This is a genomic window from Roseovarius sp. M141 (assembly GCF_024355225.1).
GTDB lineage: Bacteria > Pseudomonadota > Alphaproteobacteria > Rhodobacterales > Rhodobacteraceae > Roseovarius.
This window is the reverse complement of sequence record NZ_VCNH01000008.1, coordinates 3,401,098-3,420,094: the sequence shown is the minus strand read 5'-3', so window position 1 is coordinate 3,420,094 and position 18,997 is coordinate 3,401,098. Positions and strand designations below refer to the sequence as shown.

Genomic DNA, 18,997 nt, shown 5'->3' with positions numbered 1-18,997 from the left:
GCTTCAGGTGACGGGGGTGGGGGCGATATCAGGCTTCACCTCCTCGGTGCGGCGGACCAGATGGCGCAGATAGCGGCGCTCGAACCAGCGGAAGGCCCATGTGATGCACAGAACGATCAGGAAATAGAGCACCGCCGCCGTGATGAACCCCTCATAGGCCAGATAGTAGCGCCCGTTCAGCCAGCGCCCGACCCCAAGGATATCCTGAAGCGTGATCGTGCTGGCGATGACCGACCCGTGCAGCATGAAGATGACCTCATTGGAATAGGCCGGGATCGCCCGTCGGAAGGCCGAGGGCAGGATGATCCGGCGCATGCGGCTGCGGTAGGAATGGCCGGTGGCGATGGCTGCCTCGACCTCGCCGGTTGGGGTGTCGGCGATGGAACCGCGCAGCAGCTCGGTCGTGTAGGCCGCCGTATTGAGGGTGAACGCGATCAACGCGCACCACCATGCCGAAGACAGGATCGGATCCCACAGAAAGCTGTTGCGGATGACATCGAACTGCCCGACGCCGTAATAGATCAGATAGGTCTGGACCAGCAGCGGCGTGCCGCGAAAGACATAGGTGTAGCCCTGTACCAGCGGGTTGAAGACAGGGTGCCTGGATGCGCGCGCGATCGCCATGGGAATCGCGATCAGCCCACCCAGCAGCAGCGCCAGAAACGTCAGGTTCAGCGTGATCCACACACCATATAGGAAACGGTCAAAATTCTCGGCGATCAGCGCGATATCGAGCGGGATATAGGACAGTATATTTTCCATCATCCAGCCCTCACCACGCCGCGGCTGTAGTGCCGCTCAAGCGCGCGCAGCAAAACATCCGAAACGGCGGTCAGCATCAGATAGATGACAAAAGCCGCCGCCATGAAGGTGAACAGCTGGCCCGTGGAGCGGCCTGCGGTGAACGCGTTATAGACCAGATCCTGAAGGCCGATGACCGAAACCAGCGCCGTCGTCTTGAGTTGCACCAGCCAGTTGTTGGTAAAACCCGGCAACGCATAGCGCACCATCTGGGGCCAGATGATGTGGCGGAAAATCAGCGTTCTGGACATGCCGCAGCTGATCCCTGCTTCGATTTGGCCGCGCGGGATGGCCATGATCGACCCCCGGAACGTTTCGGTGAAATAGGCGCCGAAAATCACGCCAATGGTGCAGGCACCGGCAGCAAACTGGCTGACCTCGATATAGCCCCACAGGCCGGTCATCACGCCGATATTGTTCAGCGTCACCTGACCGCCGTAAAAAACCAGCAGGATCAGCACGAGGTCGGGCACGCCGCGCACGATGGTCGTGTACAGCCCGGCCAGACGCCGCGCCAGACGGCTGGAGGACAGTTTCGCCCAGGCGCCCAGCAGCCCGAACAACAGCGCGATGACAAGGGACGTCAGCGCCAGCTTGATCGTCATGAGCGTTCCGTCAATCAACTGGGATTGGTATTCCAGTATCAGGTCCATCAGGCGTCTCCCGGTTGCGGGTCAGGGCGACGGGGTGCCGCCCTGACGGTTGTTCGATGCCAGTCAGATCATTCGGACGCAGGACGCCCGCCATAGATGTCAAACTCGAAATATTTGTCGTTGATTTCGCCGTAGACGCCGCTTTCGCGGATGGCGAGGATTGCCGCGCTCAGTTCGTCGCGCAGCGCCTCGTCGCCCTGGCGCACCGCGATGCCGACGCCTTCGCCATAGCATTCGATGTCCAGATGATCTTCGCCGAGGAAGGCGTAGTCAACGCCTGCATCGGTATCGAGAAAACCCTCCTTGGCGATCAGGCTGTCGGACAGTTGCGCATCCACACGGCCCAGCGCGAGGTCACGGAACACTTCGTCCTGCGAGCCATAAAGAATGATTTCCGCATCGGGGAACGTCTTTTCCGCATAGCACTGGTGCGTCGCGCCGCGCTGAACGCCGATGCGTTTGCCCGCCAGACCTTCGGGCGTGCCCTCAAAATCGGCGTCCTTGCGGGCCACCACACGGGCCGGTGTCTGATAATACTTGTCCGAGAAATCGATCTGGCGCTTGCGCTCTTCGGTGATCGACATGGAGGCGACGATGGCGTCGAACTTTTGCGCCTTGAGCGCGGGGATCATGCCGTCCCACTCCTGCTGGACCAGCTCGCATTCGCGCTGCATTTCAGCGCAAAGCGCCTTGGCGATGTCAATGTCGAACCCGACAAGCGTGCCGTCCGATGACGTGGCTGAAAACGGAGGGTAGGCGCCCTCGACGGCGATGCGCAGCGTGTCCTGCGCGGCAGCGGGGAGGGCAATCGCGGCCAGTGCGGCGGCAGCGACAGTGGTCAAAACAGTTCTACGGATCATTTTTTGGTTCTCTCCTGTTGGTGGTTCGTTAATTCATGCGCGATAGAAACGTCTGAAATTCCGTGGTTTGCGGGTTGGAAAACAGCTGCGACGGCGGGCCTTCTTCGCAGACCTCGCCCTTGTGCAGGAAAACGGTCTTGGTCGATACGTCACGGGCAAAGCCCATCTCATGCGTGACGACCAGCATCGTGCGCCCCTCGTCGGCCAGATCGCGCATCACGCCCAGCACCTCGCCCACCAGTTCGGGATCGAGCGCCGAGGTCGGCTCGTCAAAGAGCATCACATCGGGGTCCATCGCCAATGCCCGCGCAATGGCGACGCGCTGTTGCTGACCGCCGGACAGATGCGCGGGATAGTAATCGGCGCGGTCCGACAGCCCGACCTTGGCCAAGAGGGCCTTGGCCTTTTCGCGCGCTTCGGCCTTGGGCGTTTTTTGCACGTATAGCGGCCCTTCCAACACATTTTCCATCACCGTCATGTGGGACCAAAGGTTAAAGCCCTGGAACACCATGGCAAGGCGCGCACGCATCCGCTCGACCTGCCGGATGTCCTCGGGGACGGTATCGCCATGGCGGTTCTGCGTCATGCGCATCTTTTCCCCGGCCAGCCAGATGTCACCGGAATTCGGCGTTTCCAGCAGGTTGATGCAGCGCAGGAAGGTGCTTTTGCCAGAACCCGAGGCGCCGAGGATGGCGATGACTTCGCCTTTCTGCGCTTCCATGGAAACGCCCTTGATGACTTCATGGCTACCGAAACTCTTGTGCAGGTCCTCGATCTTCAGTGCTGCGGGGTCGCTCATGCTGTTTCCTCCTGATCGTTGGTCAGTGTTGCCATCTCGCCCAGCTTAGTCGGCTTGATGGGCGAGCGTGCCCTTGGCGGGGCGATCAGTCCCATGCGAGATGCTTTGCCAGCGCTCAAGATTCCACGCACGGTGGCGTCACACATGCGACCTTGGCACGGCCCCATGCCAACGCGCAACGATGTTTTGATCTGACGGTGCCCTTGCGGGCCCTCGCGCATGCCTTGGCGGATTGCGCCGGCGGTTACCTCTTCGCAGCGGCAGATGATGGTATCGTCCGGCGGTGACAGGGTCTCGGCCGGGGGCCGGTAGGCGGCATCCAGAAAGGGGCGGATGGCGCGGCTGCGAAACAGCATTGCGCGGGCAGTTGCCGCGCGCTGGTTTCGGGTATCGGCGCTGATCCGCCCGCTGGCGTGCAGAATATCGAGCGCCGCGAGGTCCCCGGACGCGGTGGCCGCCTCGGCGCCGCCGATGCCCGCCCCGTCACCGGCAACGTGCAGGCCGGGCTGATCGGTGGCACCCCAGACATCGCGGACCGGCTGAAACGCAACCTGCGCCGCGTTCCATTCATGCGTGATGCCCGCGGCACGGCTGATATGCGTTGACGGGATCACCCCCTGATGGGTCAACAGCAGGGCGCAGGTCAGATCTTGCTGCTGGCCCTTGGAGCGGAAAGAGAAATGGATCACGCCGCTTGCGTCGCTGGTGGCTTCGAAACCTGAGGCGGCTGTGTAACGCCGCACACCGGCCTTGCGGATTTTTCGGATCAGGCCAAGCCCCTTCAACAGCACCCTTGCCGCAAACGCGGCTTTCGGCAGATAGGGCAGGGCGGCGAGCATCATGCGCGGTGTCTGGGTCTCGACCAGCGCCTTGGGCGGGCATCCGGCGTCTATCATCTGCGCCGCGACCAGATAGAGCAGTGGCCCCGATCCGGCCAGCACCGCGCCCTGCGGCAGCATCCCTGCGGTCTTCATCAAGATCTGCGCGGCGCCTGCCGTCATCACACCGGGCAGCGTCCAGCCGGGAAACGGCACGGGCCGCTCCTGTGCGCCGCCCGCCAGCAGGACATGCGGCGCTGACGTGATATGGCTGACTCCATTCTGCGACCAGACCACGCGTGGCCCAGAGCCCAGACGCCAGACCGTCGCGCCGGACTGCACCGTCACGCCGGGATGGTCCAGCGCATCGACCAGTCGCGCGCCGGACGCATACTCCGCGCCCAGCCACCCGCGCGAGGCCCGGTTCTGGCCGACATTGCGATAGATCTGCCCGCCGGGCTGCTGCTGTTCGTCCAACAGCAAGACATGCAGGCCGCCATTGGCCGCCGTCGCAGCCGCCGACATACCGGCAGGACCGGCACCGATGATGATCAGATCAAACTCAGACATCATTGCCCCCGCTCAGTCCACGCAGCCCCATCTGGCGTTTGACCACCATGCCGCTGCGCACCCGAATCATGCAGGCCTGTGTATTGGGCATGCCATCAACCTCGACCAGGCAATCGAAACAGACGCCCATCATGCAAAACGCCGTGCGCGGCGCCCCGTTGACCGTTTGCCTCGTGAATGCGCCGGAATGGGCCAAAAGAGCCGCCGCAAGCGATAGTCCCGCAGGCGCCGTGATCGCCTCGCCTTCATAGTGAAACTGCACGACCTCGCCCGTCTCAGGCGGCGTCAGAAAGCGAGAAGCGATTTTCATCGAAGCCCTCCAGATCAGGTGCTGCGGATGTGTCTTCTATCCAATCCGCGAGGACGGAGGCATGCAGCGGGGCAAGCGTGACACCGCTGTGGCAGGTGACGAGGTAGGCGCCGGGGTGGCGCGCCGAGCACGCGTAGACCGGATATCCGTCAGGCGACATGACGCGCAGCGCGCCCCAGGCTCGCACGACGCGCACGTCCGCCAAAGCCGGAAAGACGGTGATCGCGTGGCGTGCAAGCCCGGCCATCACGTCCAGCGTTTCGCTGTCGTCCAGACCTGCATCGGCCTTGGTTCCGCCGATCTGCACGCCGCCTTCGTCCACCTGCCGGATCGTGCTGGACAGGAACGGCAGCCGGTCGCCCAGCTTCTCGGTGATCAGCAGCTCGCCGCGCTGGGGCCGTATCTGCGTGGCAAAGCCAAGCTCGGCGGCCAGTTTTGCCGCGCCCAGTCCGGCGCAAAGGATGACCTTGTCCGCACTGTGTTTTTGACCGCCCGCCATCAACAGGTCGAATCCACCACCCGCCACCGGTGTGATCCTTGCGACCGGCGCACTCATCGTCACGCGCCCGCCGGCGGCCGTTACGGCGCCCCGCAACGCGCGCAGGACGCGCAGCGGATTCACATGACCGTCAAGCCGCGAGAAACTGGCTCCGACGACCTCTGGTCCGATACCCGGCATCTGCCCCCGCAGATCATCGCCGCTCAGCATCTCATGGCTGAACCGATTGCCCAGATGCCGCTGCTGTTGCGTCAGCATTCCTGCGAATTCATCCATCTCGGCAGCGTCGGTGAAGAATTCGAAACCGCCGGACTGATCCAGCGCCACATCCATGCCGGACAGATCGGCCAGCTTGCGCGCAAAATCGGGCCACGCGGCCAGCGCGTCATTGGTCCAACTGGCGTAGGGCGCGAAATTCCACCCCTTGCCCTGTCCCCAGACAAGACCGAAATTGCCCTGCGACGCACGTGCGTCACTGTCTGCGCCATCCAGCACATGCACCCTGCGGCCCGCCAACAGCAGCCCCAGCGCCACGGACAGGCCGACGACGCCGCCGCCGACAATGGTGATTTCAGGGTCCGTGCGATCCATGCGATTCCTCCTTGGGCAAAGTCGCAGCTTTTCTTTTATATGAATAATCGTGATATTTATTAAAATCATTCCTTTTGGATATGTATTGACCATGCTCGCGCGTCTCACCCATCGCCAGATCGAGGCCTTCCGCGCCGTGATCGAAACCGGCAAGATCACGGCGGCAGCCGGTGTGCTGGGCACGACCCAGCCTTCGATCAGCAAGCTGATCGCCGATCTACAGCACGCTGCCGGGTTCGACCTGTTCGAGCGGCGCGGCCGGCAGGTCGTGCCGACCCCCGAGGCGCTGGCCCTATATGAAGAGGTCGAACGGTCCTTCGTCGGCATGTCCGAAATTTCCCGCGTCATTGAGGATATCCGCGATTTCCGCAAAGGCAGCCTGTCGGTCGCCGGAATGCCTGCGCTGGCGTTGAAACTGCTACCGGACGTCATTGCGCAGTTCATCGCTCAGGAACCCGGCATCACCGTGTCGCTGCGCACACGCAGTTCGCAGGCCGTCTTGCAGCACCTCAGTTCGCAGCAGTTCGACCTCGGCTTTGCCGCGCTGGACAGCGACCATCCCGCTGTCATCCGCAGACCGATCTTTACCGCCCCTATGCTGGCGGTCCTGCCGATTGGCCATGATCTGGAGCAGAAGGACGTTCTGGAACCCGCTGATTTTGATCAGCAACCGTTCATCGCGCTCGGGGCCGAGATCGGCACGCGATCCGAAACCGACCTGTTCCTGTCCGCAGGCGGTGCCCGCCCTCGGATCGTCGCCGAAGCCCAGCTGTCGGCCTCAATCTGCGAGTTGGTCGCGGCGGGCGCGGGCGTCTCGATCATCGAGCCGGTTACGGCGACGTATTTCGCGCGTGCAGGACGCGTCGCTGCACGCCCGCTGTTGCCGGAGCAGCCGTTTCGCTATGATTTGCTGCTGCCCGCCTTGCGCCAGCCCTCTCGCGTTGCCAGCCGGTTTCTGGAGCTTGTCGAAGACCGCTTTGCGACGTGTCTTGTGAACGGGAATTAGATATTTCTTGCGACGAGCGGGCGCCTCTTCTGACGGGGCCTTCGAGATGATAAGAATAGCGGCATTTTCCGGAGCGGCCTTGGCTGTCATTGCAAACGCAGGTAAATCCGGCGCATGGTAGTCGAAAAGGACGCACCGTTGAAGATCGCGCTTTGGCAAACCATGCCCCTACATGACCCACAGCAGGCCTTGGCCGCGCTGGACCAAGCGGCGCAGCATGCGCGGGCCGAGGGTGCAGATCTGATCCTGACGCCCGAGATGACACTGGGGGGGTACAACGTCGGTCCTGACCAGTGCAAAACACTGGCGGCTTTGGCCGACACCCTGACTGACGCGCTTAAATCCATCGCCATAAAACATGACATCGCGCTGGTCGTTGGCCTTGCCTTGCCGGGGGCAGGCGAACCCTACAATGGCGTTATCGTGCTGGACTCGGCAGGGGTTGAGCGGCATCGCTATCACAAGACCCATCTGTATGGGGGTGTTGATCGAATCCAGTTCGCCGCAGGCGGGGCGCTGTCCGGCGTGTTCGAGCTGAACGGCTGGTCCGTCGGCCTTGCGATCTGCTATGATATCGAATTTCCCGAAGTTGCCCGCGGCCTCGCCCTGCAAGGGGCCGATCTGATCCTTGTGCCAACCGCAAACATGATACCGTTTGACAGCGTCGCCACCCGGCTGGTCCCGGCCCGCGCCGAAGAGAACGCGATCTACCTAGCCTATGCCAACTACGTCGGCAGCGAAGCGGATTTTACCTATGGCGGCCTGTCCTGTATCTGCGGCCCGGACGGCGGCGACCTTGCCCGCGCGCCCCAGGATGCCCCTGATCTGCTGTTCGCAGACCTAAGCCACGCCGATCTCGCGACCCGTCGCCAGCTTCAAAACCACCTCACTGACCGCCGTCCAGATCTGTATGGACGCCCCAATGCCAAAGGTTCATCACATGAATAAAGTCTCTGTCTTCGGGCCAGATTTTCCCTTTGCCTACGATGATTGGATCACCCACCCCAAGGGGCTGGGCCATTTGCCGGACACAGCCCATGGCGCCAAGGTGGCGATCATCGGCTCGGGCGCGGCGGGGATCATCGCGGGCTATGAACTTATGAAGCTTGGCGCCCGGCCGGTCGTGTTCGAGGCCGGTCAGTTCGGCGGACGCCTGCGCTCGCAACCCTTTGAGGGGGCCGATGGCGTCATCGCGGAGTTGGGCGGTATGCGGTTTCCCGTCTCCTCCACCGGGTTTTACACCTATGTCGACAAGCTGGGCATCCAAAGCAAACCTTTCCCCAATCCGCTGACCCCGGCGGCAGGATCGACCGTAATCGACCTGCTGGGCAAGACCCACTACGCCGAAACGCTGGCCGACCTGCCGCCGCTGTTCCACGAAGTCGCCCAGGCTTATGACAAGGCGCTGGAGGACGGCGCGAATTTCACTGCGCTGAAACAGGCGATCCGCGACCGGGACAACGCCCGGATCAAGGAAATCTGGAACCCCATCGTCGAGCAATGGGACGAGCGGACCTTCTATGATTTCGTCGCCTCATCGGACGCCTTTCAGGCGCTGTCCTTTCATCACCGCGAAGTCTTTGGTCAGGTCGGGTTCGGCACCGGCGGCTGGGATTCCGATTTCCCCAACTCCATGCTGGAAATCCTGCGGGTGAATGTGACCGAATGTGACGACCATCAGCGCTATATGGTCGGCGGGGTAGCGCAGGTCCCGCACAAGTTGTGGGACCATGCCGCCGAGAATATCACCCACTGGCCCGCGGGCACCACACTGTCCAAGCTGAACGGCGGGGCCACCCGCGCCGGAGCCACCCGGATCCGGCGGCAGGGCGACAAATTTGAAATCACCGATCAATGGAAGCGGGTCGAGACATTCGACGCCGTGCTTGCCACCTGCCAAAGCCACCTGCTGTCCACTGTGATCGACACCGAAGAAACCCTATTTGCCCACGATCTGTGGATGGCGCTGGACCGGACCCGCTACATGCAATCGGCCAAGACATTCGTGATGGTCGACCGCCCGTTCTGGAAGGACAAGGACCCGAAAACCGGCCGCGATGTCATGTCGATGACGCTGACCGACCGCATGACGCGCGGCACCTATCTTTTCGACAACGGGCCGGACAAACCCTCGGTGATCTGCCTCAGCTATTCGTGGATGACCGATGCGCTCAAGGTGCTGCCCCTGTCGGTGGAAAAGCGCGTGGAGCTGGCGCTGTCCTCGCTGGCGAATATCTACCCTGACGTTGACATCCGGTCGCATATCCTGGGCGACCCGATCACGGTCAGCTGGGAAAATGACCCCAATTTCCTGGGCGCGTTCAAAGGTGCGCTGCCGGGGCATTACCGCTATAACCACCGGATGTTCGGCCACTTCATGCAAGACGACCTGCCACCGCAGGAGCGCGGGATCTTCATGGCGGGCGATGGTGTCAGCTGGACACCTGCCTGGGTCGAAGGGGCGGTCCAAACCTCCCTCAACGCAGTGGCCGGGATCATCCGCCATCTGGGTGGCGGATTTCATGCCGAAAACCCATCGCCCTGTGACGCCTATGCCGAATGGGGGCCAGTCAAACTGCCGGACTAGTCGGTTTCTCCAAAGGGCAGGATAGGGTGTTACGAAAGCAGAGACGCTTTTTCCACTGAATACACCCCGGACGCGCCCGCCAGCGCACCGGGGTTTTTCTTTGCCTGATTGCGAGCAATGCCGGGACGTAAGGAAAGATTTTCTACGGATTGCCGCGGGATCTGCACCGTTTGTTCACGTACAGCGCACGTGTCGCCCCGAAAGGCTTGCGCGTAAGCGATTGTATTGTGGGTGTTTTCTGGTGCTGTGAGAGAGGATTGAACTCTCGACCTCACCCTTACCAAGGGTGTGCTCTGCCACTGAGCTACCACAGCAATCGGGCGCTGATTAGACGCTTCTGACGTCTCGTGCAACCCTTATCTGGACCCGTCGGCGCGCCTCATGTAGAGAAGCGCAATGAGCAGCGATGACACCCCGAAACAGCCCAAACCCAAGGGCAATCCGCGCGAGGATCGGTTGAAGCAGGCGTTAAAGGCCAATCTGGCCCGGCGCAAGGCTCAGGCGCGGGTGCGCAAAGATGCGCAACCGACGGTAAAAAAAGGCGATGACGCGTGAAATATTTGATAACTTTCGCGCTTGCGGTCTTTGCCTGCGCCGCCAGCGCACGCAGGCCAGTCCGGCACTTTGCTATTTTGAGGTGGATGGAAATATGCTGATTCAGGGCCGGTGCGTGCAGGTCGCGCAGCTCCAGACGGACGCTTGTTGGAACGACGCGCCGGGCGCCAATCATGTGCATAATCCACTGGGCAAGCTGATCCGCGTCGGCGGTTGCCGGGTAAACAGGCGCGCCCGGGTTTGCGCCTGGAAATAGCGCTTAGACTTCAAGAAAACAGAAAGATACACGCATATGGACAGCATCATCGTTACGGGAAATGGCCCGCTCAGCGGCACGATTCCCATCGCGGGGGCGAAAAATGCGTGCCTTACGCTGATGCCCGCGACGCTACTCAGCGACGAACCGCTGACGCTGACGAACGCACCACGGCTGAGCGATATCCGCACCATGTCGGACCTTCTGGTTTCGCTGGGGGCAGAGGTATCGACGCTGCAAGGCGGGCAGGTGATCGCGATGTCGTCGCACAGTCTGACCAGCCAGAGGGCCGATTATGACATCGTGCGCAAGATGCGTGCCTCGATTCTGGTGCTGGGTCCGCTTCTGGCGCGGTTTGGCCATGCCGAGGTGTCGCTGCCGGGTGGTTGCGCTATTGGTGCGCGGCCCGTCGATCTGCACCTGAGGGCGCTGGAGGCGATGGGCGCCGAACTGGAACTGCGCGAGGGCTACGTGCATGCAAAGGCGCCCGGCGGGCTGAAGGGTGGCACGTTCGAATTTCCGATTGTGTCGGTTGGGGCCACGGAAAATGCGCTGATGGCCGCGACGCTGGCCAAGGGCACGACGGTGCTGAAATGCGCCGCGCGCGAGCCCGAGATCGTCGATCTGGCCACCTGCCTGCGCCGCATGGGCGCCCAGATCGAGGGCGACGGCACCGACACGATCACCATTCAGGGGGTCGATCGCCTGCACGGCGCCACCCATCCGGTTGTCACCGACCGGATCGAACTGGGCACATATATGCTGGCTCCGGCGATCTGCGGCGGCGAGGTGACGTGCCTTGGTGGGCGAATCGACCTGCTGCACGCCTTCTGCGAGAAACTGGACGAGGCCGGCTTGTCGGTAACTGAGACCAAAGAGGGGCTGACCGTCGCGCGGAAAAACGGCGATATTCGCGCCGTCGATGTAGCGACCGCGCCGTTCCCCGGCTTTCCCACCGACCTGCAGGCGCAGTTCATGGCGCTGATGTGCATCGCCGATGGCACATCGGTTCTGGAGGAGAATATCTTTGAAAACCGCTTCATGCACGCGCCCGAGCTGATCCGCATGGGCGCCGATATCGACGTGCATGGCGGCGTCGCCACGGTCAAGGGCGTCGCGCGGCTGAAGGGCGCGCCGGTCATGGCGACCGATCTGCGCGCGTCGGTGTCGCTGATTCTTGCCGGGTTGGCGGCCGAGGGGCGAGACGACGGTGAACCGCGTCTATCACCTCGATCGAGGGTACGAGCACGTCGAGGACAAGCTGAGCGCCGTCGGCGCGAAAATCGAGCGGGTGTCGGGCCAATGAACGATGATGCACGGTTCGAGGATGCGCGCGAGGCGGCGCTGAATCTCGGCGCGCTCGATAGCGAGGATTTGCAGGTGATCTCGGGGCTGGCGCAGGATGCCGTGTTCCCCATCACCGAGATGAAGTGGCAAAGGGGCGCGCGTCGCTTCGCGCTGCTTCTGAACCGGTTCCGCTGGGAGGATGACAGCGGCGCCCGCCACGTGCCCGAGCGGGTGCAATCGCTGCTGGTTATCGAGGGCGTGCTGCGCGTCGCCAGTCAGGGGATCGATCGCAGCGATGCCGACCTTATCCTGTCGCTGCTCAGTGTCACGTTCGAGCCGGGGCAGGATGGCGCGGGTCATGTGCTGCTGACGCTGGCCGGCGACGGTGCCATCCGGCTGGAGGTCGAGGCGCTGGATGTCACGCTCAAGGACGTCACGCGCCCCTATGTGGCCCCTTCGGGCAAGGCGCCGCATCACCCGGACTGACGCTCACCATCCCCTTATTGACCGCAAGGAGCTTGCGATGCCCCGTTTCCTTGACCATTTTGCGCCTGATTTTGAGGCCGAGTTTACCGCACTGTTGAACGCCAAGCGCGAGGACAGCCCAGACGTCGACGATACCGTCGCCGCGATCATTGCCGATGTGCGCGCACGCGGCGATGCGGCGGTGCTGGACCTGACCGAGCGGTTTGATCGCGTGTCGTTGACCCCCGCCACCATGCGGCTCAGCCCTGCGGAGGTCGCGCAGGCGGCGCGGCAGGTGACGCCCGATGTGCGCGCCGCGCTGGAACTGGCCGCCGCCCGCATCCGCGCCTATCACGCGCGCCAGATGCCCGGTGATGACAGCTGGACCGATGACGCGGGCGCGACGCTGGGCTGGCGCTGGACTCCGGTCGATGCCGCCGGGCTGTATGTGCCGGGCGGGATCGCGACCTATCCCTCATCGGTGTTGATGAATGCGATACCGGCCAAGGTTGCGGGCGTCGCACGCCTTGCCATGGTCGTGCCCACGCCGGACGGCGCGTTGAACCCCGCCGTTCTGGCCGCCGCGCAGATCGCCGGCGTCGATGAGATCTACCGCATCGGCGGAGCGCAGGCCGTCGCCGCGCTGGCCTACGGTACCGAAACGATCGCCCCGGTGGACAAGATCACCGGCCCCGGCAACGCCTATGTCGCCGCTGCCAAGCGCCGCGTTTTCGGCAAGGTCGGCATCGACATGATCGCAGGGCCGTCCGAAATCCTTGTCATTGCGGATGCGGATAATGATCCCGACTGGATCGCGCTGGATATGCTCAGCCAAGCCGAACATGACGAAAGCGCCCAGTCGATCCTGATCACCACCGATGCGGCATTTGGGCAAAAGGTGGCGGATGCCATCGACGCCCGCCTGAAAACGCTGGAGCGGCGCGCCATCGCGGGTGCCAGCTGGCGCGATTTTGGCGCGATCATAACCGTGCCGGATCTGGCCATCGCCGCGCAACTGTCGAATCGCATCGCGCCCGAACATCTGGAACTGTGCGTCGCCGACGTGGACGCACTCAGCGCGCGCATCACCCATGCGGGCGCCATCTTCCTGGGCCAGTGGACGCCCGAGGCCATCGGCGATTATGTCGGCGGGCCGAACCACGTGCTGCCCACGGCGCGGTCGGCGCGGTTCTCGTCCGGTCTTGGCGTGCTGGATTTCCTCAAACGCACCACGCTGGCGCGCATGACGCCCGAAGCCCTGCGCGCCGTCGGTCCCGCAGCCGAAACGCTGGCCACATCCGAAAGCCTTGAGGCGCATGGCCTGTCGGTACGCGCCCGTCTGGATAAGCTGAACGGATAAGTCCCCCGCGCTCCGCGGGAGGGTGGGGCTGCGCGCTGCGCAAGCCCATCCAATGCCGCAGGCGATAGAGCATGGGCCCGGATTTACCTGCGGCCTTGCAATCGCGGTGCCAACGCACCATTGCCCCACGCGCGCCGCCGCGCTACTGCTAACGCAACAAGATCTGCGAAAGATACCCCATGAGCCGCATCAGCCATATCGAACTCGACGACGCCAACCTGCCCGCGCCGACCCCTGAAATCGAGCAGGAACGCAAGGTCGCCATGTTCGATCTGATGGAGGAGAACACCTTCTCGCTGCCCGCGCGCGACGGGCGCGAGGTGCCGGACGGCCCCTACCGCGTGGGGCTGTCGATCCGCGAAAAGCGTCTGGTGTTCACCGTGACGACCGAGATCGAGGCGCCGGCCGCCGAGTTCCACCTGTCGCTCAGCCCGTTCCGACAGGTGGTCAAGGATTACTGGGCCATCTGCGAAAGCTATTTCAACGCGGTGAAAAACATGCCGCCAAGCCAGATCGAAACCATCGACATGGCCCGCCGCGGTATCCATAACGAGGGCGCGCGCATCTTGGAGGAACGGCTGGAGGGCAAGGCCGGCATCGACACCGATACCGCACGCCGCCTCTTTACGCTGATCTGCGTGCTTCATTTCGGCAGCTGACGCAATGGCTGTTCCCCTCCCTCATTCGGTGCTGTTTTGCTGCGATTACAATGCAGTGCGTTCGCCCATGGCCGAGGGTATCATGAAACAGCTCTACGGCACCGGCACCTATGTGCAATCTGCGGGCGTCAAAAGCGATCTGGATATCGACGGCTTTTCCATCGCCGTATGCAAGGAAATCGGCGTCGAACTGGCCCGCCACCGCGCGCGCAGCTTTGACGAGATGGAGCAGTGGGGCGACGATCTGGGATCGTTTGATATGGTCGTCGCGCTCAGCCCGGCCAGCCAGCGCCGCGCGCTGGAGTTGACCCGCGTCTTTCACCTTGATGTGCTGTATTGGCCGATCCTGGACCCGACGGGCCTTGGCGAAACGCGCGAGGCCAAGATGACATCATACCGCCAATCACGCGACCAGATTCTGGCGCATATGATCGAACGCTGGGGCGACCCAAGAGGAGAAGAGACATGAGCGAGACCATCAAGCACTATTTCGATGCTTTCAACATCGGCGATACCGAGGGCATGCTGGCCTGTCTGTCGGACGATATCGCTCACCACGTCAACGAGGGCGGCGTGCGCCGGGGCAAGGACATGTTCCGCGATTTCTGCGCCCATATGGAGGAATGCTACCGCGAGGAGCTGTCGGACATCGTCCTGATGGCGTCCGAGGATGGCACCCGTGCGGCGGCTGAATTCGTGGTCAGCGGTATCTATCTGAAAACCGACGAGGGTCTGCCCGAAGCGGATGGGCAGGCCTACAGGCTGCCTGCCGGAACATTCTTTACGCTCGAGGATGGGCTGATCACGCGGATCACGACCTACTACAACCTGTCCGACTGGCGTAATCAGGTATCTTGATGGCAGCGCGCGCGCCGGATGTGCGTATCCTGTCCGGCGCCGCACTGGACGCGGCGCTGGATGATGTTGCGCGGCTGCGGATGACCGTGTTTCGCAGCTATCCCTACCTCTATGATGGCAATCTGGACTACGAGCGGGACTATCTGCAAGCCTATCGTGACAGCCCCGGAGCGATTCTTGTCGGTGCCTTTGATGGCCCGCGTCTGGTGGGCGCGTCGACCGGCGCCCCGCTGGAGGATCACGCCGACGATTTTGCTGCGGCATTTGCGGGGCAGGGCCTGACCCTCAGTTACATCTTTTACTGTGCTGAATCGGTGCTGCTGCCCGAATATCGCGGGCGCGGTGTTGGCCATGCGTTTTTCGACCGGCGCGAGGCGCATGCCCGCGCGCTGGGCCGCCGCATGTCGGTGTTTTGCAGCGTGCAAAGGCCGGGCGATCATCCGCTGAAACCGGCAGGGTACGCCCCGCTCGATCCGTTCTGGCGCGCACGCGGATATGCGCCGCTACCGGGCGCTGTGGCCAGTTTTCGCTGGAAGGATATCGACAGGGATGGCGAGACGGATCATGCGTTGCAATTCTGGATGCGCGCGCTGAATCCGACTTGACTTCGCCCCCCGGCGCGCTGTCGATGCGCGACCGCACAAGGAAGGGCTGCCGCGAACCTGCACGCCCGCAAAATACCGGCATCCGAATGGCGACAGTTTGGCTAGAGACGGCGGCCCCCGCGTCCGTTTCGCCGTGCGTTGAAACTGAATTCGGTTACTGGGCCATATCTTTTACGCTGTCAGTCAAGAAACGCTCAAAACCTACCGGCAGCACTGCGCCCGGCGCCTGGTAAGGGTTCGCGAAGGCCAGTATGAGGTAGATAATCAGACCGGCATAGCCTGTAAAGCATGACAGGAGCGACAGATTCAGCGCTGTCGGCGGCCAAGTGAAAAAGGCGGCCGCAAGAAGGGTGATCCCTGATATGCCTGCCATCAGAAAAAGAACCGATGCGCCCGTCCGCACTGCATTCTCGCGCGACTCGCGCAATTCCGACAGGCCTCGTATGTCGCTGATCATGATATCGAGCAGCCGCTCCTGACGCGCGCTTGACGGTTGAAGATCCAGAAGCCCCTCATAGGCCGTGTACCAGCTTTGCCACCCCGCGTCGGTCAATAGACCGGTTTCTGCCAGAGAATCCCATTCCTCCTCGACGACGATGCGCCCGTAGCGTGCCAGCGCGCGCCGGATCTCTTCGGTTGGCTCGGCGCCGTACCGGGCCGCGTCATAGTAGACGTCCCCAAGTATCGTCGCCTCGCGTGCGGCGGCGATTTCGACATTGCGGATTGATCCCAGCTCCTGCGCGAAGATGAGCGCCAGAACGAGGCTGTGCAACGCGGCGATGCGAAAAAGGACAGACCCGGCAAGGTCGCGCGTCTCTTGAACTGTCCCGGCGCCGAATGCGGACCTGCTCACGCCATAGGACGTGAGGCCCAGCCCGATTGTGGCGGCGATGAAAAGAAAGGACGAAACCGGGACGGGAAGATCAAAAAGCCAGTGCATTATCAAATCCCGAAATTATGTTGATGAGGCGCCCATTCCAAACGTGCATCATCAAGACGATAATCGAGAAAAACTGTAGGCTCAATTGCGATTGGCCGAGGAGGCCGACGTTGTTGCGAGACACTGCCCCAGTGTGATTCAGATCGTGACCCCATGAGCATGGGCGCGCAGTATCGCGTGGTTTTTCCCCTTGAGGACCGATCTGATCGACCCTCGGGGTTTCGGATGCGTCTAGGCCGGACTCAGTTCGGCGAAAACAGAGCTGCCTTTGTGATGTTTTCTGTATCCTGAAATACGACTCCATGTTTCGGTTTTCGGGCTAGGCTGCTGCAACCCCCGACACGAACCAGAAACGGCACATTCTGGCACCTGACCGTTGGGGCATGCGAAGAATCGAAGAGGACCCGCGAAATGATCGACGGCGACACACTGTCCGCTCCGCCCCAAACACCTGAACCTGAGCACGAACCGAAACGTGTGCGCGAACGGGTCAAGGACGCGGTGGACGCGCGCGATGCTCAGACACTGGTGGCGCTGCTGGAACCGTTGCCACCGTCCAGCGCGCTGCGCCAACTACTGTTGCTGGCCACCGAAGATCGTGACGTCCTGCTTGCGCTGATCACCGCGGATCTGGCCGCATACCTGATCGAGGAGGCGCCGGTGCAGGCGGCCACTGATCTGGTCGAGCGCATGACAACCGACCGCGCCGCAGAAGTGCTGGACAAGCTGGACTCCGATCTTCAGGCCGACATTATCGGCAATCTCGGGGACGAAATTGCCAATGCCATTCTGGCCCGGTTGCATCCCGACGATGCCGCCGATGTCCGCCGCCTCGTGGAATACGAGGATGGCACGGCGGGCGGTCTTATGACCGCCGAGGCGTTCAAGTTCCCCGATACCGCAACTGTCGGGGCGGTTTTGCGCGGGATTGTGTCAGAGGATGCGGATTTCGAGCGGTATCGCGGTCAGCATCCCTATGTGGTCGATACCGAGGGCCGCCCCGTCGGCGTCGTTTCGCTGCGCAATCTGCTGACGACCAATCGCAGCCAAAGACTGACCGCGATCATGGTCACGCCGGTTACGGTTGGCGTGGATACAACGCTTGATATTTTGCAGGACCTTTTTGATCAGCACGACTTTTATGGGATTCCCGTGGTGGAATCCGATGGGCGACTGGTCGGCGTCGTTTCACGCTCGGCGGTGCAGGCTGCCGCTCTGGTGCGGTCCGAAAGCGAAAGCCTGAAACGGCAGGGTGTCGTGGGCGACGAGTTGCGCTCGATGCCGACGTGGCTGCGCTCGCGTCGTCGGCTCGCGTGGCTTTCGGCCAATATCGTCCTGAACATAATCGCTGCGTCGGTGATTTCAGCCTACGAGGAAATTCTGGCGGCGGTCATCGCCATCGCGGTCTTCTTGCCGATGGTATCCGATATGTCGGGCTGCTCGGGCAATCAGGCGGTCGGTGTGACAATGCGCGAGCTGGCGCTGGGCATCGTGCAGCCCAAGGACGCGTTTCGGATATGGCGCAAAGAGGCCAGTATCGGGGTCATCAACGGTATCGCGCTGGGGATTCTGATCGGACTTGTCGCCTGGGTCTGGAAGGGCAACCCGTGGCTGGGTCTGGTGATCGGCAGCGCCCTTGCCGCAAACACGCTGATCGCGGTATCGATCGGGGGCGTTGTGCCGTTGCTCCTGAAACGGCTTGGGCAGGATCCGGCAGCGGCCTCGGGCCCGCTGCTGACGACAATCACCGATATGGCGGGATTCTTTCTGGTGCTTAGCCTTGCAAGCTTGATGATGCCGCTGCTGATCTGAACGCTCTGGCTGCGGTCGTCTTGCTCTTGTTGTAGCCGACCGGTCAAGCGACGGCCCGGCAGGGTCAGCGTATGGGGTCGAGGCGTGCGTCCTTCAGGCGGCAATCGCGCGCCACGTCCTGTCCGCAGGGCACCGGGTCCAAGCTGCGCGACAGGCAGATCCGCGCCTCTTTAATGCGGCGGTTTTGGCAGGTGATCGTGACCATGTCGGGGTTCAGCGCAGGGTTGGCCTTGAGAAAGGCGGCCTCGACGACATTGGCGGGCAGGGTGACCGGCCTGGACAGTTTGGCAAAGACATCAGGCCGCGTGATGCGGCCATACGCTTCGCGCGCGAGGGCATAGTAAGCGGCGCCGCCAAGCCCGGTGCAGCGCCCGTGTTTCTTCCATTGATGCCATGCCAGCCCCGCGCTGCCCATGATATCGGCCATGCCTTCGGACATGGCCCGCGAGGGCGGGCGCTGGGCTGTCTGGCAATAGCTGGGCCAGCCGCGATGGTATTGCGGCCAGAGTCCATGCAGTGACCAACCCCGATCTGCTGCCGCACTGCATTCAGGCGCCTCCCGCGTGTCGCCAATGGTGGCGCACCACGTCGGCGTCCAGCTGAGGGCCAGCACGTAATAGTCGAACACGCCCGATTTTTCGCCATCTGCGCGGGCGATGGTGGCAGTCAGCAGCAGGATCAGCAGCGCGCGCATGATTTCCGTCTT

The 18,997-nt window shown here is 62.6% G+C and carries 20 protein-coding genes, 1 tRNA gene and 1 pseudogene; 12 read left to right on the top strand and 10 right to left on the bottom strand.

Going from position 1 to position 18,997, the window contains the following annotated elements:
* Positions 1–3: 3 nt before the first annotated feature.
* The 7 genes from FGD77_RS20655 to FGD77_RS20625 form a co-directional block, all read right to left on the bottom strand.
* Entirely contained in the window at positions 4–762 is a 759-nt protein-coding gene (locus FGD77_RS20655; protein WP_255013415.1) for an ABC transporter permease, read from the bottom strand.
* Entirely contained in the window at positions 762–1,454 is a 693-nt protein-coding gene (locus FGD77_RS20650) for an ABC transporter permease (protein ID WP_255013413.1), read from the bottom strand. The genes FGD77_RS20655 and FGD77_RS20650 overlap by 1 nt, the downstream gene beginning before the upstream one ends.
* A 68-nt stretch (positions 1,455–1,522) precedes the next feature.
* A complete protein-coding gene (locus FGD77_RS20645; protein ID WP_255013410.1) occupies positions 1,523–2,314 on the bottom strand; it encodes a transporter substrate-binding domain-containing protein in 792 nt (263 codons plus the stop codon).
* A 28-nt stretch (positions 2,315–2,342) separates the two neighbouring features.
* Entirely contained in the window at positions 2,343–3,113 is a 771-nt protein-coding gene (locus FGD77_RS20640; protein ID WP_255013407.1) for an ABC transporter ATP-binding protein, read from the bottom strand.
* A complete protein-coding gene (locus FGD77_RS20635) occupies positions 3,110–4,501 on the bottom strand; it encodes an NAD(P)/FAD-dependent oxidoreductase (protein WP_255013392.1) in 1,392 nt (463 codons plus the stop codon). The genes FGD77_RS20640 and FGD77_RS20635 overlap by 4 nt, the downstream gene beginning before the upstream one ends.
* Positions 4,494–4,811: a (2Fe-2S)-binding protein gene (locus FGD77_RS20630; RefSeq protein ID WP_255013389.1), complete on the bottom strand. Its 318-nt coding sequence runs from the start codon at positions 4,809–4,811 to the stop codon at positions 4,494–4,496. The genes FGD77_RS20635 and FGD77_RS20630 overlap by 8 nt, the downstream gene beginning before the upstream one ends.
* Positions 4,777–5,901 carry an FAD-binding oxidoreductase gene (locus FGD77_RS20625; RefSeq protein WP_255013387.1) on the bottom strand — a complete coding sequence of 375 codons (1,125 nt, stop codon included), beginning with the start codon at positions 5,899–5,901 and terminating at the stop codon, positions 4,777–4,779. Before FGD77_RS20625 ends, FGD77_RS20630 begins: the two co-directional genes overlap by 35 nt.
* Positions 5,902–5,992: 91 nt before the next feature.
* On the opposite strand from FGD77_RS20625, the gene FGD77_RS20620 reads away from it, so the two are divergent.
* The 3 genes from FGD77_RS20620 (at position 5,993) to FGD77_RS20610 (ending at position 9,494) form a co-directional block, all read left to right on the top strand.
* Positions 5,993–6,907: a LysR substrate-binding domain-containing protein gene (locus FGD77_RS20620; protein ID WP_255013386.1), complete on the top strand. Its 915-nt coding sequence runs from the start codon at positions 5,993–5,995 to the stop codon at positions 6,905–6,907.
* A 138-nt stretch (positions 6,908–7,045) separates the two neighbouring features.
* Positions 7,046–7,855 carry a carbon-nitrogen hydrolase family protein gene (locus FGD77_RS20615; protein WP_255013382.1) on the top strand — a complete coding sequence of 270 codons (810 nt, stop codon included), beginning with the start codon at positions 7,046–7,048 and terminating at the stop codon, positions 7,853–7,855.
* A complete protein-coding gene (locus FGD77_RS20610; RefSeq protein ID WP_255013379.1) occupies positions 7,848–9,494 on the top strand; it encodes an NAD(P)/FAD-dependent oxidoreductase in 1,647 nt (548 codons plus the stop codon). The genes FGD77_RS20615 and FGD77_RS20610 overlap by 8 nt, the downstream gene beginning before the upstream one ends.
* Before the next feature lie 239 nt (positions 9,495–9,733).
* On the opposite strand, the gene FGD77_RS20605 is transcribed toward FGD77_RS20610, so the two are convergent.
* Positions 9,734–9,808: transfer RNA gene (locus FGD77_RS20605), tRNA-Thr, on the bottom strand.
* 82 nt (positions 9,809–9,890) lie between these two features.
* Between FGD77_RS20605 and FGD77_RS20600 the strand changes: the two genes are divergently transcribed.
* The 8 genes and pseudogenes from FGD77_RS20600 to FGD77_RS20565 all read left to right on the top strand — a co-directional run bounded on the left by FGD77_RS20600 (position 9,891) and on the right by FGD77_RS20565 (position 15,539).
* Positions 9,891–10,049, top strand: coding sequence for a hypothetical protein (locus FGD77_RS20600; RefSeq protein WP_255013376.1), 159 nt, complete (start codon positions 9,891–9,893; stop codon positions 10,047–10,049).
* A 292-nt stretch (positions 10,050–10,341) separates the two neighbouring features.
* A pseudogene (murA, locus tag FGD77_RS20595) lies at positions 10,342–11,611 on the top strand (UDP-N-acetylglucosamine 1-carboxyvinyltransferase).
* Positions 11,608–12,078 carry a DUF2948 family protein gene (locus tag FGD77_RS20590; RefSeq protein WP_255013373.1) on the top strand — a complete coding sequence of 157 codons (471 nt, stop codon included), beginning with the start codon at positions 11,608–11,610 and terminating at the stop codon, positions 12,076–12,078. Before murA ends, FGD77_RS20590 begins: the two are co-directional and overlap by 4 nt.
* A gap of 37 nt (positions 12,079–12,115) precedes the next feature.
* Complete coding sequence (hisD, locus tag FGD77_RS20585) at positions 12,116–13,417, top strand: histidinol dehydrogenase (protein ID WP_255013370.1); 1,302 nt, start codon at positions 12,116–12,118, stop codon at positions 13,415–13,417.
* A gap of 179 nt (positions 13,418–13,596) precedes the next feature.
* Entirely contained in the window at positions 13,597–14,076 is a 480-nt protein-coding gene (locus FGD77_RS20580) for a UPF0262 family protein (RefSeq protein ID WP_255013368.1), read from the top strand.
* A gap of 4 nt (positions 14,077–14,080) precedes the next feature.
* A complete protein-coding gene (locus FGD77_RS20575) occupies positions 14,081–14,545 on the top strand; it encodes a low molecular weight phosphatase family protein (protein WP_255013366.1) in 465 nt (154 codons plus the stop codon).
* Positions 14,542–14,934: a ketosteroid isomerase-related protein gene (locus tag FGD77_RS20570; RefSeq protein WP_255013361.1), complete on the top strand. Its 393-nt coding sequence runs from the start codon at positions 14,542–14,544 to the stop codon at positions 14,932–14,934. Before FGD77_RS20575 ends, FGD77_RS20570 begins: the two co-directional genes overlap by 4 nt.
* On the top strand, positions 14,934–15,539 hold the full coding sequence (locus tag FGD77_RS20565; RefSeq protein ID WP_255013359.1) for a GNAT family N-acetyltransferase: 606 nt from the start codon (positions 14,934–14,936) through the stop codon (positions 15,537–15,539). The genes FGD77_RS20570 and FGD77_RS20565 overlap by 1 nt, the downstream gene beginning before the upstream one ends.
* Before the next feature lie 154 nt (positions 15,540–15,693).
* Here FGD77_RS20565 and FGD77_RS20560 read toward each other — a convergent pair whose 3' ends face one another.
* On the bottom strand, positions 15,694–16,479 hold the full coding sequence (locus tag FGD77_RS20560; RefSeq protein WP_255013357.1) for a hypothetical protein: 786 nt from the start codon (positions 16,477–16,479) through the stop codon (positions 15,694–15,696).
* Between the two features lie 411 nt (positions 16,480–16,890).
* On the opposite strand from FGD77_RS20560, the gene mgtE reads away from it, so the two are divergent.
* Complete coding sequence (mgtE, locus tag FGD77_RS20555; protein ID WP_255013355.1) at positions 16,891–18,291, top strand: magnesium transporter; 1,401 nt, start codon at positions 16,891–16,893, stop codon at positions 18,289–18,291.
* Positions 18,292–18,355: 64 nt separating this feature from the next.
* Here mgtE and FGD77_RS20550 read toward each other — a convergent pair whose 3' ends face one another.
* A complete protein-coding gene (locus tag FGD77_RS20550) occupies positions 18,356–18,985 on the bottom strand; it encodes a ribonuclease T2 (RefSeq protein ID WP_255013353.1) in 630 nt (209 codons plus the stop codon).
* Positions 18,986–18,997: the final 12 nt, after the last annotated feature.